This window comes from Nocardia sp. CA-151230 (assembly GCF_050942175.1).
Lineage (GTDB): Bacteria > Actinomycetota > Actinomycetes > Mycobacteriales > Mycobacteriaceae > Nocardia.
In genome coordinates this window covers 4,677,213-4,689,727 of record NZ_CP192061.1, presented here as the reverse complement: position 1 = coordinate 4,689,727, position 12,515 = coordinate 4,677,213, and the positions used below count along the sequence as shown (strand labels likewise).

The 12,515-nt window shown below is 69.5% G+C and carries 16 protein-coding genes; 6 read left to right on the top strand and 10 right to left on the bottom strand.

Annotation, left to right across the window (positions count from 1 at the left end):
- Positions 1 to 9 precede the first annotated feature (9 nt).
- The 5 genes from ACQP1O_RS22070 to mmuM form a co-directional block, all read right to left on the bottom strand.
- Positions 10 to 816, bottom strand: a complete 807-nt coding sequence (locus ACQP1O_RS22070; RefSeq protein ID WP_433560395.1) for a hypothetical protein — start codon at positions 814 to 816, stop codon at positions 10 to 12.
- Positions 813 to 1,382 (bottom strand): ferric reductase-like transmembrane domain-containing protein, encoded by a 570-nt coding sequence (locus ACQP1O_RS22065; RefSeq protein WP_433560394.1) that lies wholly within the window; start codon positions 1,380 to 1,382, stop codon positions 813 to 815. Before ACQP1O_RS22065 ends, ACQP1O_RS22070 begins: the two co-directional genes overlap by 4 nt.
- Before the next feature lie 58 nt (positions 1,383 to 1,440).
- Positions 1,441 to 2,646 carry an FAD:protein FMN transferase gene (locus tag ACQP1O_RS22060; protein ID WP_433560393.1) on the bottom strand — a complete coding sequence of 402 codons (1,206 nt, stop codon included), beginning with the start codon at positions 2,644 to 2,646 and terminating at the stop codon, positions 1,441 to 1,443.
- Positions 2,643 to 2,906: a hypothetical protein gene (locus ACQP1O_RS22055; protein WP_433560392.1), complete on the bottom strand. Its 264-nt coding sequence runs from the start codon at positions 2,904 to 2,906 to the stop codon at positions 2,643 to 2,645. The genes ACQP1O_RS22060 and ACQP1O_RS22055 overlap by 4 nt, the downstream gene beginning before the upstream one ends.
- A 247-nt stretch (positions 2,907 to 3,153) precedes the next feature.
- Positions 3,154 to 4,053: a homocysteine S-methyltransferase gene (gene mmuM, locus ACQP1O_RS22050; RefSeq protein ID WP_433560391.1), complete on the bottom strand. Its 900-nt coding sequence runs from the start codon at positions 4,051 to 4,053 to the stop codon at positions 3,154 to 3,156.
- A gap of 37 nt (positions 4,054 to 4,090) precedes the next feature.
- Here mmuM and ACQP1O_RS22045 point away from each other — a divergent pair, with 37 nt between their 5' ends.
- Positions 4,091 to 4,942 (top strand): alpha/beta fold hydrolase, encoded by an 852-nt coding sequence (locus tag ACQP1O_RS22045; RefSeq protein WP_433560390.1) that lies wholly within the window; start codon positions 4,091 to 4,093, stop codon positions 4,940 to 4,942.
- A gap of 43 nt (positions 4,943 to 4,985) precedes the next feature.
- On the opposite strand, the gene ACQP1O_RS22040 is transcribed toward ACQP1O_RS22045, so the two are convergent.
- The gene (locus ACQP1O_RS22040; RefSeq protein WP_433560389.1) at positions 4,986 to 5,732 is read right to left on the bottom strand and encodes an SCO6745 family protein; all 747 of its coding nucleotides are present in this window, start codon (positions 5,730 to 5,732) and stop codon (positions 4,986 to 4,988) included.
- A 227-nt stretch (positions 5,733 to 5,959) separates the two neighbouring features.
- On the opposite strand from ACQP1O_RS22040, the gene ACQP1O_RS22035 reads away from it, so the two are divergent.
- Complete coding sequence (locus ACQP1O_RS22035) at positions 5,960 to 6,670, top strand: metal-dependent hydrolase (RefSeq protein ID WP_433560388.1); 711 nt, start codon at positions 5,960 to 5,962, stop codon at positions 6,668 to 6,670.
- Between the two features lie 86 nt (positions 6,671 to 6,756).
- Positions 6,757 to 7,251 (top strand): phosphoribosyltransferase, encoded by a 495-nt coding sequence (locus tag ACQP1O_RS22030; protein ID WP_364610181.1) that lies wholly within the window; start codon positions 6,757 to 6,759, stop codon positions 7,249 to 7,251.
- An 81-nt stretch (positions 7,252 to 7,332) separates the two neighbouring features.
- Here the strand turns inward: ACQP1O_RS22030 and ACQP1O_RS22025 are convergent, their stop codons facing one another.
- From ACQP1O_RS22025 to ACQP1O_RS22010, 4 genes are all read right to left on the bottom strand, one after another.
- Positions 7,333 to 7,824, bottom strand: a complete 492-nt coding sequence (locus ACQP1O_RS22025) for a peptidylprolyl isomerase (protein ID WP_379380679.1) — start codon at positions 7,822 to 7,824, stop codon at positions 7,333 to 7,335.
- A 212-nt stretch (positions 7,825 to 8,036) separates the two neighbouring features.
- Positions 8,037 to 8,423: an SMU1112c/YaeR family gloxylase I-like metalloprotein gene (gene gloA2 / locus ACQP1O_RS22020; RefSeq protein ID WP_433560387.1), complete on the bottom strand. Its 387-nt coding sequence runs from the start codon at positions 8,421 to 8,423 to the stop codon at positions 8,037 to 8,039.
- Positions 8,424 to 8,484: 61 nt separating this feature from the next.
- Positions 8,485 to 9,336 (bottom strand): fructosamine kinase family protein, encoded by an 852-nt coding sequence (locus tag ACQP1O_RS22015; protein WP_433560386.1) that lies wholly within the window; start codon positions 9,334 to 9,336, stop codon positions 8,485 to 8,487.
- Positions 9,337 to 9,398: 62 nt separating this feature from the next.
- Positions 9,399 to 10,190: a helix-turn-helix domain-containing protein gene (locus tag ACQP1O_RS22010; RefSeq protein WP_433560385.1), complete on the bottom strand. Its 792-nt coding sequence runs from the start codon at positions 10,188 to 10,190 to the stop codon at positions 9,399 to 9,401.
- A 118-nt stretch (positions 10,191 to 10,308) separates the two neighbouring features.
- On the opposite strand from ACQP1O_RS22010, the gene ACQP1O_RS22005 reads away from it, so the two are divergent.
- The 3 genes from ACQP1O_RS22005 to ACQP1O_RS21995 all read left to right on the top strand — a co-directional run bounded on the left by ACQP1O_RS22005 (position 10,309) and on the right by ACQP1O_RS21995 (position 12,459).
- On the top strand, positions 10,309 to 11,094 hold the full coding sequence (locus tag ACQP1O_RS22005) for a DeoR/GlpR family DNA-binding transcription regulator (protein WP_433560384.1): 786 nt from the start codon (positions 10,309 to 10,311) through the stop codon (positions 11,092 to 11,094).
- 39 nt (positions 11,095 to 11,133) lie between these two features.
- A complete protein-coding gene (locus ACQP1O_RS22000; protein ID WP_356996783.1) occupies positions 11,134 to 11,502 on the top strand; it encodes a hypothetical protein in 369 nt (122 codons plus the stop codon).
- A gap of 120 nt (positions 11,503 to 11,622) precedes the next feature.
- Complete coding sequence (locus tag ACQP1O_RS21995) at positions 11,623 to 12,459, top strand: SDR family NAD(P)-dependent oxidoreductase (protein WP_433560383.1); 837 nt, start codon at positions 11,623 to 11,625, stop codon at positions 12,457 to 12,459.
- Positions 12,460 to 12,515: the final 56 nt, after the last annotated feature.

Here is a 12,515-nt window from a genome sequence, read left to right as displayed (position 1 = left end):
GGTGCCATGTCAGCCGCCGACCAGCACCGCGCGCACCCGGGCCGGGTCGGTGCCGCCCAGACCGGCGACCACCGCCGCCAACCCGGCACCGGAGGCAACCTCGAAAACACCCGCGATTCCGGTGCCCGACAAGCTGATCAGCATCGTGCCCGGCTCATCCCGGACACCGACCGAACAGAACCAGGACGGGCCGTGCCGGGCGATCAACGCCAGCTGGGCCAGCGTCTCGACATTGTGGACCAGTGTCGGGCGACCACCCACACCCGAGCGGGACGTGGAGACCACCTGATCGGACGGGAGCGCCGCGCGTCCGGACAGGCGATTCACGACCGCCGACTTCTCCCCCGCCAGGAAAGTCTCGGCGGCAGCGGTCAGTTCGATCCCCGGTTCGCGATACCCGGCCATCCGCCGTTCCACCAGTGCCCGCCGCAGCGGTTCCAGCACCGTCTCCGAGGCATGGACCCGGCAGTCGCGGCTCCCGACCGCGGCCGCCGCCGCGACCAGCCCATCCAGCACCAGATGCGGTGCGCGAGTGAGCAATACGGCATCCTTGTGGCTGTCGGGCTCCCCCTCCGCACCATTGGCGACCACGATCGGGCGACGACCCCCGGCCACCGCCGCCAGCTTGCGCGCCACCGGGAACCCCGCGCCGCCGCGCCCGCGCAGCCCCGAGGCCGCCACCGCATCGATCAGCTCCCGCGTGACGGCGGGCAACCGGCCGTGCGTGGCCTCGTGCGCGGCCAGGTCAGCCGTCGGCGCGGCCAGCAGCCTGCGCACCGCCACCGCGCGGCGACTCCCGGATTCGACGCCGGTCATCGGGCCAGCTGCCCGGCCGGTACACCGATCTCGGTGAATCCCCGGCTGATCCGCCAGCCCATCGCGGCCATCACCGCGACCGCACAGGCCATCAGCACCGCCACCAGCCACGGCCGCAACGCGTCCGTCCCGGCCCCGAGCACATGGATCGACGCCACCGGCCACAGCGCATACGTCGCCCAGTGCACGGCACGAAACGCCCTCGGCCCGATCCGATGCCGCAACAGACCCGACACCGTCACCGCGGCGAGCACGTCCACCGCCACCGTCCCGAACCCGACCCACACCGGCCGATACGCCCCGCCGAACGGCACCACCACATCCACCAGCCGCAACTGCGCCCACGGATCGGCCAGCAGACTCACCACATGCACGGCCACCAACCCGACCGCGGTCGACGCCGCGCCCCGATGGAACACCGCCATCCCGGCCCGCGGCAACACGACGACCCGCCCCGACCGCGCGACGATCCCGGCCACCACCGCCACCGTCATCACCACCAGCGCCGTGACACCCGTCCCCCGCCCGAACGCCCACAACGCCTCGTCGAACCCCGCCTGCCCCATCAGCATTCACCGCCCCGTGACCGCGGCGTCGGCCGGTGCACGATTCGGTTCCCGCTGTTCATGATTCGGCTCCGTTCTCCCGGGTCCCGGGCTGGTCGTCAGCGGCCTGCGGCCACCCGCACAAGGTGATGACCTCACCGTCACGACTCACCAGCCGCGCCGGAAAACCGTTGCCACGCAACCCCGTCAGCGCGTCCCGGCCGCGGATGACAGCCGCCGTCGCGGCGGTATTGGCGGTCAGGCAGGATCCGGCGGCGACCGACACCGTCCGCCACACCGGATCCGCGGCGACACCGGTGCGCGGGTCGACGATGTGGTGCACCAGACTGCCGCCACGCCACCAGCGCCGGCGCAGCGTGCTCGACGTGGCCAGCGCCGCACCCGCGGGAAGGGCTATACGGGAACGAGGTTCACCGGGGCGATCCTCGACCAGCACCTGCCAGGCACCCGCCGGGGCGGGGCCCGCGGTGGCGATGTCACCGCCCAGGCTCACCAGCACACCACAGCCGAGCCGATCGGCGACCAGCTGCGCGCAATGGTCGGCGGCAAGTGCCTTCGCCGTCGCGCCCAGATCGAGCACTACCCCTGCGGGAACGCTCAGCAGATCGCCATCCAACCTGACATGCGTCCAGTCCGGGCGCATCGTGAGTGCCACGGGTACCCGGTGCCCACCGGAGCTCCGGCCACGCCCGTCGACTCCGACGTCACCGCGCCGATCGACTCCGGTCTCACCCCGGGTGACCCGCTCCGCAGACGTCACCTCCCCTGCCGCACCACCTTCGTCATGGTGCTCTTCCTCCGGCACGACATGACCTGCTTCGTGGCCGGTGACCGCGCCCTCGACGTCACCGATCGTGGTGTGCGAATCAGGCTTTCGTGCGCCCGCATCCGGACGGTCCGCGGCCGCACGGGCGGCGGAGGCCGGCAGCAGCAAGGTGAAGTCACGGTCATAGCCCAGGGCGATGAGCGAGGCACCGATCGTGGGGTCCAGATCCCCGCCGGTATCGCGGGCGGCCGCGAGGGCGGCATGCAGATGCCCGGCAAGCAGTGCACTGATGCGCACCGGTTCCCCGGCGGCCCGCGCCAGCCGGCTGATCTCGGAGTCGGGACGGAAGCGGCTGCATGCGGCGTCGACCTCGGCGAGGTGGGCACGGAGCAGGGTCCGCGCCGGGCGCAGCGCCGCCGGGTCGGAGACGACCACGCGCGCGGTGGTGCTCCACACCGGCCATTCGGTCGAGGCCGTGCGGTCGGGGGCGGCGATCATGAGCCGCTCGATCGGGCGTGGACGCGACCGGTACCCGCACGCAGCGCAGGCGTGGGGTCGGTGGTGGCGTTCGCCGCAGTGCCGTCGGAGGCCGCGGTGGCATCCGGGGTGGCCGATGGGGTTGTGCTGCCGCCGCTCTGGAGACTGCCGTGGCTGTCGACGTAGGCCAGCGCGGTCGCGCCGAGCGTGCCCGCCGCGGTCACGGCGAGCAGGGTCGCGGTCGCGGTGCGCCCGGCCCGCAGGCTCGGATGTGACGGCATGCTGATTCCTGTTCGCTCGGTTCCCCCGGGGCGCGGCGCTCCCGGGATGGGCTCGAACCTCAGCATGCGAACCGGCGCTGTGAGAGCGCTGTGAAGCAGGGGCCTGGATGCTGCGAATATGCCGGACCCGACATCCACTGCTCTGTCCTGGCTGTTTTGTGTTTTCTTGCTACATTCGAACAACGTTCGTACATGCACATGTCTGCATGCGAACATTCATCATTGGGCGGACCTGGGCGACTGCCGCCTAACCTGCGGCGACGACCGCGGCGAGCTGCTCGATATCGGCGGGCAGCACCCGGCAGCATCCGCCGACGATGGCCGCACCCAGCCCCGCCCACTCCCCCGCCAGGCCGGCCGGGAACCGTGCCTCCCCCGTCCAGCACCGTTGCCCGGCGTCCCACTTCTCCCCGCTGTTCGGGTAGACGATCACCGGTTTCCCCGTCACCTCCCGGGCCAGGGCGATCGCCGCCGCGACATCGTCGGGCGCACAGCAGTTCACCCCTACCGCAACGATCTCCGGAACCGCCGCCGCGATCGCGAACGCGTCCCGCAGGGGCTGCCCGGCGCGGGTCCGTTCGCCGTCGATGGTGTAGCTGAGCCAGGCGGGCACGCCACTCCCGTCGAGCAGTCCGGCCAGCGCCTCGGCCTCGTCGATATCCGGAATCGTCTCCAGCGCAAGCACATCCGCCCCGGCATCGGCGAGCACTTCCAGCCGCGGCAGGTGCCAGTGCTTGAGCTCGGTCAGGGAAAGCCCGTAGCGGCCGCGGTATTCCGAACCGTCGGCCAGGGCCGCACCGTAGGGTCCGATCGAGGCGGCGATCCAGCGCTCACGGCCGTCGTCGATCTCCTCTCGCGCCGCACGCGCGAGCTCGACACTGCGCCGCAGCAATCGGGCGGTCTGCTCACGATCGATTCCGCGCGCCGCGAATCCCTCGAACGAGGCCTGGTAGCTCGCGGTGGTCGCGATGACCGCGCCCGCCCGGAAGAACGCGGTGTGCACGGCCCGGATCTCGCCGGGCGCGTCCACCAGCAGTCGCGCCGACCACAGCGCATCGGACAGATCATGTCCGCGCGCTTCGAGTGCGGTCGCCACTCCGCCGTCGGCGACCGTCACCTCGCCCACCGGGAACCCGAACTCGGCCATCGGCCTCCAAACTGAAACCTGTTCTAATGTGGGTGGCGTGGATGTCACCTATGAGAACACCCGACGCGAAATCGCCACCGACAAAGGCGTCCTGCGCTACCACGAGGCCGGCGACGGTCCTCCCCTGATTCTGCTGCACGGCTCCGGAATCGGCGTCAACGGCTGGCGCAACTTCCGCGGCAACCTCGGCTTCTACGCCGACCACTTCCACTGCTACGTCCTGGAATTCCCCGGCTTCGGCGTCAGCGACCCGGTCCCCGGGCACCCGGTCCTCACCGCCGTCGACTCCGTCGTCCGGTTCATGGACGCGCTGAACATCGACTCCGCCGCCATGATCGGCAACTCCATGGGCGGCGTCGTCGCGGTGAATGTCGCCATGCACCACCCACAGCGGGTCGAGAAGATCGTCGCCATCGGCGGTGTCGGCCACAGCCTGCTCGCCGCCAATCCCAGCGAGGGCACCCGCCTGCTGTCGGAATTCGTCGACCAACCCAGCCGCGAGGGCCTCGAGCGCTGGCTGCGCTGCATGATCCACGACCCCAAGATGATCAGCGACAGCCTCATCGAGGAACGCTGGACCGCGGCCATCGAACCCGCCGCCCAGGCCAGCCTGAGGGCCATGTACGGGTCCGAAGCGCTTGCGCTGCAACAGCAGTTCCTGGAGAACTCCCCCACCCCGCCCTACTGGTCCATGCTGCACAAGATCAAGAGCCCGGTGCTGATGACCTGGGGCGCCGACGACCGGCAATGCCCCACCGACATGGCGCTCATCCCGCTGCGGCAGATCCCCAACGCCGAACTGCACGTGTTCCCCAAATGCGGGCACTGGGTCATGTACGAGGCCAAGGAGGCCTTCGAACGCGTCACCCTCGAATTCCTGCACCGCTGAACCGGATTCCCGGGTGGGCTCACCGGCCCACCCGGGCGGCGGGTCAGCGGCCGCCGAACACCACCAGCTGGCAGGCGTCCAGCAGCGTCACCAGCTCCTCGCCCTCCTTGTCGTCGAGGACAGCGAACGCGGGCGCGATCAGATCCTCGGTGATCGACTCCGCCTGCATCCAGCGGCCCTTCAGCTCCGCGGTGATCTCGTCGAACGGCTCCGGCCACCCGAAATTGCGGGCCTGATCCGGACCCGGCTTCAGCGGCGAGCCCGCGATCAGCACCGCCTGCAACGGAGTCAGCCCACTACCCAGCACGCCGATCAGGTGCAGGCCACCACGCAATTCCCGCAGCACATGGATCAGCTGCAGCACCAGGCCCGGCGCGTCCTCCGCCAGCGGCAGGGCACGCCAGCCCGCGAACAGCGGCGTGCCCACCGGATTCGCGGCCACCACCACCCGCTGTAGCAGCTCGGCCAGGCGCCCGGAGTCCTCGAAGGAGGCCAGCTTCCGGCGGCCGAAGTCCTGGCATGCCGTCAGATACCTCTCGGCTGCTGCCGCGGCCGACATCGAGGCCGTGGCCTCCCACGCCTCCCGGATCGCCTCGGGACGGAAGAAACCGAAGGCCGCGGTCACCACATCGGCATCCACATCACCCAGAACGCCGGCGCGGCCGCGGGTATAGCCGGGCATGAAGCCGGGGACACCGGTGCTGTCAGCGAAGGCTCGGGCTTCCCGGGAGAACATGAATCCCCCACCGATCGTCTGGATCTGATCCTTCACCGCGGACGCTACCGACATGTCCGTTCCTCTCTGAGCGGAAAGCGCAATCGATCCGAGACTATTTCAGACCGCCGACCGGCCGCACACGGGCCACCCGAATGTGGCCCGGAGAGCACTCCCAACACCAAACCGACTGTCCTGAAACATATTTGCCCCACCCACCCGGAATCCGCTGCCCAGCAAGGTCCCTCACCGCGCGACGCAGCCGGAAAGACCTGTCGGTTACATCCGCTAACCTTCAAGCGGTGCTAGGACATTCACATGCGACCAGCGGCGCGCTCGCCTGGTCGGCGGCGGCCGCGGCGCTACCGTTCACCGTCTTGACCTATCCCGCAGTGCAATCCGGGGCCATCGGCTCCGTTGATCTGGTGATGGGCACCTTCCTCACCGCGGGCGCCGCGCTGCTGCCCGACGCCGATCACCCCTCCGGCACCATTTCCCATGTGCTGGGGCCGATCTCGCACTACGCGTGCAAGTTCATCTCGTGGATCTCCGGCGGGCACCGCCACGGCACCCACTCCTTCGCCTTCGTCGCCGCCGTCACCTACGGCACCTGGGCCGGCGAACACCTGCTGGGCCGCTACTTCACGCTCTCACTGGTGTTCTTCCTGCTCGCCCTCGCCATCAAGGCGCTCGGCCTCGCACCCACCGGAGACGGACTCAAATCCTGGGGCACCGTCGTCATCCTCGCCGTCTGCGGCACCTTCGCCATCGACCACTGGATCAGCGACAAACCCGCGTGGCTGCCCTTCTCCGTCGGACTCGGCGCCCTCGCTCACCTCGTCGGCGACTGCCTCACCGACCGCGGCTGCCGGCTGCTGTGGCCGCTGAAGATCCGCACGCGTATCCCGATCATCGACCGCACCGGCAACAAGATCGAGACCATGGTGCTGGTGCCCCTCTTCGCTCTCGGCACCCTCGCCCTGCTCTGGTACACCCTCACCCACCACCCGTGAGCCGAACGGGCGCCGGACCGGGCAACGACCGGCAACCCGGCTCGTATGATCCGAAGACAACCACAGCAGGCAGAACGGAGTCGGGCATGAGCGATCGCGAGGAACTGAGCTGGGAACTGTTCGGGGACGCCAGCCGCGAACTATCCCAGGCCATCGCCGACGACGGCTTCGAACCCGACCTCATCCTGTCGATCGCCCGCGGCGGGCTCTTCGTCGCCGGCGCCCTCGGCTACGCCCTCGACGTCAAGAACCTCCACGTCATGAACGTGGAGTTCTACACCGGCGTCGACCAGCGCCTCGACATGCCGGTCATGCTGCCGCCCGTCCCCAGCGCCGTCGACCTCACCGGCGCGACCGTCCTGGTCGCCGACGACGTCGCCGATACCGGCAAGACCCTCAAACTCGTGCGCGACTTCTGCTCCCACCACGTCGCCGAGGTGCGCTGCGCGGTCATCTACCAGAAGCCGCACTCCGAGGTCGACTGCGAATACGTGTGGAAACGCACCGACAAGTGGATCAACTTCCCCTGGTCCGTGCTCCCACCCGTCGTCAAACGCGAGGCCCGCGTCCTCGACGCCTGACTCGAAATCCGCGACGCGGCAACGACAACGGCCCGGAACCATTCGGTTCCGGGCCGTTTGTTCAGATGCCGCAGGGACTGATCAGACCAGTTCGGCGGAGAGGATGGTGATCGGCTCGACCGGCACATCCTGGTGGCCGGCCTTGTTGCCGGTGCGCACACCCTCGATGGCGTCCACGACGGCCGCGCCGTCGACGACCTTGCCGAACACGGCGTAGCCGAAGCCGTCCTGGCCCGGGTAGTTCAGGAAGGCGTTGTTGCTGGTGTTGATGAAGAACTGCGCGCTGGCCGAGTGCGGGGCCGAGGTGCGCGCCATGGCGACGGTGTACTTGTCGTTCTTGAGGCCGTTGGCGGCCTCGTTCTCGACAGTCTGCTTGGCAGCCTTCTGCTGCATGTCGGCGGTCAGACCGCCACCCTGGATCATGAAGTTCGGGATCACCCGGTGGAAGACGGTGTCCGCGTAGTGGCCCGCCTTGACGTAGTCGACGAAGTTGGCGACGGTCTTGGGTGCCTTGGCCTCGTCCAGTTCCAGGGTGATGTCCCCGGCGGAGGTCTTCAGGAGCACTTTGGTCATACCGACCATCGTATGGGAGCCCCCAACCCAGCGACCGAGCGGCATCGAATAGCCGCTCCCCTCTTCGAGGTTGGGTGGTGATGGGTGTGGTCAGGCGGGTGCGTGAGGTCCCGAGTACCGGAGTTTTGTTCGGAACGGAGCAACATGCGTTGATGCGCATATTTCCATTTCTTGATGTTCAACTAAGAAGGCCTCCGACGGAGGCCTTGACCTCAGACTTCGTACAGCTCCAGCGGCAGGCCATCCGGATCTGCGAAGAACACGAATCGCTTCCCTGTGTACTCATCCACCCGCACCTCCTCCACCGCCACTCCCCTACCCCGCAACTCGGCCGCCGCCTCCCCCACATCCGCCACCGAGAACGCCAGATGCCGCAACCCGGCAGCCTCGGGCCTCGACAGCCTCGCCGGCGGCTCCGGAAACGAGAACAGCTCTATTTGCCCGCCGTCGGGCAACGCGAGATCCAGCTTGTACGAACACCTTTCGGCCCGATAGTTCTCCGCAATCACCGGCAACCCGAGGACCTCGGTATAGAACGCCTTCGACCTCTCGTAGTCCGACGCAATGATCGCGACATGATGAATCCGCTGCAGCTCCACTCCCCCGACGCTAGCCCACGGCTATTCCCACCGAGCAGATGATGCAGCGGCGATTGCGCCGCTAACCCGCCAGGGCGGAGGCGGCTGCGGCGAGGAGCATGCCTCGGTAGGAGCCGCCGAAGAGGATGACGTGCACGAGGAGGGGGTGGAGTTGGTGGAGGGGGATGCGTTGGCGCCAACCGGAACTCAGGGGGGTGGTTTCTTGGTAGGCGGCGAGGATGCGGTCGAGGTAGGGGGCGCCGAAGAGGGTGAGCATGGCCAGGTCGGTTTCGCGGTGGCCGCCGTGGGCGGCCGGGTCGATGAGCAGGGCGTGGCCGGTGGACCAGAGGATGTTTCCCGACCAGAGGTCGCCGTGGATGCGGGCGGGGGGTTCGGGTGGGCCGGCCAGGTCGTCGATGCGGTCCATGACGCGGTCGAGGAGGCGGGTGCCGTCGCGGCCGAGTTCGGGGGCGGCTGCGGAAATGTAAGGGGCCAGGCGGTATTCGGCGTACCACGGGCCCCAGTCGCCGGTGGTGGGGGTGTTGTTCAGAGGGAGGGTGGCGATGTAGCCGTCCCAGGGGGCGCCGTAGGTGGGTGGGGTGGCGGTGTGGAGGGTGGCGAGGTCGCGGCCGAGGTGTTCGGCGGTGGTGGGCGTGGCGGGTTCGGGTGGCTGCCACGGCAGGACGAGCATGTGGGGGTCGGCGGCGACGACGGGTGGGATGAGGGTGGGGTGGCCGGTGGCCAGCCAGCGCAGGCCGGCGGCTTCGGCGGCGAGGACGGCGGAGGCGGTGCCGTTCTGGACGGCTTTGACGAAGAGGGTGCGGCCGTCGGCGGTGTGGGCGCGGTGGAGGGTCCAGGCGTGGCTGTGGCCGAGGTGGTCTACGCGGGTGATGGGTGTGCCGGTGAGGTGGGTGAGGTGCGCGGGCACGTCCATGGAATCTCATTGTGGGGTATGGACCAACCCGCGGACCGACTAGTCGGATCGGGTTGCGGGGGTCAGGTTCCCGCGACGGTGAAGCGGTCGCGGAGGTGGGCGGCGGTGGCGGCGTCGGCGGGGAGGAAGGCTTCGATGGCGAGTTCGGCGACGGTGACGTTCATGGGTGTGCCGAAAACCGTGGTGACGCTGAGGAAGGCGAGTTCGTGGCCGTCGAGACGCACGCGCAGGGGGACGACGGCCTGCTCGGGTTCGGGCAGGCCGGGTGATTCCTCGCCGCCGGGGTAGGCGCGCAATTCGTCGAGCAGCGTGCTGAGTTCGGGTGATCCGGTCACCTCGATCTGCCGTTGCAGGCGTTCGAAGAGGTGGCCGCGCCATTCGGCGAGGTTGATGATGCGGGCGGCGAAGCCGTCGGGGTGCAGGGTCAGGCGCAGGGCGTTGACGGGCGGCGCCAGCAGGGCGGGGTCGATGCCGTCGAGGAACAGTCCGATGCCGGCGTTGGCGTCGACCATGGTCCAGTTCGCGTCGATGGCGAGGGCGGGGTGTGGTTCGAGGCCGGTGAGGATCCGGCGGAGGGCGTCGCGGACGGATTGCATGGCGGGGGTGTCGAGTTCGGGTTCGGCGTAGACGGGTGCGTATCCGGCGGCCAGGAGCATGCGGTTGCGTTCCCGCAGGGGGATGTCGAGTTCGTCGGACAGGTGCAGCAGCATCTGGCGGCTGGGGGTGGCGCGGCCGGTTTCGATGAAGCTCAGGTGGCGGGTGGAGGTTTCGGCACGGCCGGCGAGTTCGAGCTGGCTGAGCCGCCGGGTGGTGCGCCAGTGCCGCAGGAGGTCGCCTGCCGTGTGAGTCGCCATGTGCCGATCGTACGAATGATCAACCACCACAGGCCATTACTCGGGAGGTAAGCGCCCGACCTCGCGCCATACGAAACTTACTCTGTTCATTCGAACACGACTCTGTTAGAAATGTGGTGTGGATGCCGGTGAACGGTTGGATGTGACGCTGCGCCTGGTGCAGGGCACGGAGCGGGCCGCGGTGGCGGAATTGGCGCAGCGCCTGGGTGTTTCGGAGATGACCGTGCGTCGCGATCTGGACGCGCTCGAGCAGCGCGGCCTGGTGCGGCGGGTGCACGGCGGGGCGGTGGCGACCCGGGCGCGGATCGAGGCGGGCGGGTTCGCCGATCGCGCGGGCTGGTCGGCCGCCACCAAGGATCGGCTGGGCGCGGCCGTCGCGGCCCGCATCGCACCCGGGTCGCGGGTGCTGCTGGACGCGGGCACGACGACCGTGCATGTGGCCCGGGCGCTGGCCGAGCGCGGCCCGTTGACGGTGACCGCGCTGAGCCTGCAGACCGCGGTGTGCCTCGCCGACCGTCCCGGGATCGAGTTGCTGGTGGCGGGTGGCCGGTCCCGGCCGGGTGAGCAATCCCTGGTCGGCCCTTTGGCTTTGCGGGCGGTGGAGTCCCTCGCGTTCGATGTGTTCGTGATGTCGATCGGCGGGGTGCACGCCGCGTATGGCTGGTCGGAGTTCTGTCTCGACGATGCCGCGGTCAAGCAGGCCGGGATCGCGCAGTCGGCGCGGGTGCTGGCCGTCGCGGATGCGACCAAGCTCGGGGTGCGGGCCTTCAGCCAGGTGGCCGCGCTGGGCGCGGCCCACGAGTTCGTCACCGACCGCTCCGCATCCGACCCGGCGATCCATCCGGCCGGGCCGCGGACGCTCGATGCCCTGCGTGAGGCGGGCGTCGTCCTGCACACGGCGTGAACCGAGGCGACGTGTGAACCGATGATCGAAGGAGCTACCGTGTCGAATTCTCAGATGATCCTGGTCGCGGGCCCGTACCGCTCGGGTACCGGTGACGATCCGGTCAAGCTGGCGGCGAACGTGCGCGCCATGAACGAGACGGCCCTGACCCTCTTCCGCGCCGGGCATCTCCCGGTCACCGGTGAGGCGCTGGCGCTGCCGCTGCTCGAGACCGCCGGCAGTACGCGTCCGGGTGACCCGCTCTACGACGAGATCTTCCATCCCGTCGCCGAGCAGCTGCTCTCCCGCTGTGATGCGGTGCTGCGTATCGGCGGTCCGTCCGAGGGGGCCGATCGGATGGTGGCGCAGGCGCGCGCGGAGGGCAAGCGAATCTATCTGAGCCTGAGCGAGATTCCCGCCGCGGTCTGACCGGCCCGAGCCCGCGGCGGCCCGGGCCCGGGGTGCGCGAGGTCGGGCCGCGGTGCGGTTCCGTATTCGCGGTTCGGCGTACCGCGACAGTGCGGCCGGGGTGTGGCAGGCTGGCCGGGCATGAAGACCATGCTGATCACGGGGGCCACGTCGGGCATCGGCCTGGGGGCGGCGGGGCAGCTCGCGGCGTCCGGTCACCGGGTCATCCTGGTCGGCCGCAACCCCGGAAAGCTCAGTGCCGCTGTCGAATCGGTGCGTGCGACCGTGACCGCGCCGGTCGATGCGATCGAATGCGACCTCTCGTCCCTGGACGCGGTCCGGCAGCTCGCGGGCACCGTCGCCGCTCGATACGACCGGCTCGACGTGCTGGCCAACAATGCGGGCGCATTCCACATGTCGCGCACCGAAACGGGGGACGGTCTGGAAGCCACCTTCGCGGTGAACCATCTCGCCGGATTCCTGCTCACCGAGCTGCTGCTGGATCTGCTGCGCCGCAGTGCCCCGGCGCGGATCCTGTTCACCTCGTCGGTCATGCACCACGGCAATGCCCTCGACTTCGAGGACCTGCAACTGCGGCACGGGTACAGCGGCGCCACCGCCTACGGCCGCGCCAAGCTCGCCAACATTCTGTACACGCGCGAGCTGGCCCGGCGGCTGGACGGAACCCGGGTGACCGCCAACGCCTTCCACCCGGGGGTCGTCGCCACCGGCATCTGGGACGCCGCACCCTGGTTCGCCCGGCCCGCGCTGGCACTCGGTAAACGCCTGTTCATGACCGACGCCGGCACGGCCGCGCGGACCCTCACCTACCTGGCCACCGACCCCGACGTCTCCTCGGTGTCGGGCTGCTACTTCGAGCGCAACCGCGTCAAGGCGCCCTCCCCCGCCGCCCAGGACGACGCGGCCGCCACCCGCCTGCACCGGCTGTGCGCCGAATTGACGGGCCTGCCCGGCTGAGGTCGCGCCGAACCAGCTTGCGCATCGGTGAACGAACTCGCACCGGACCCGGTTTC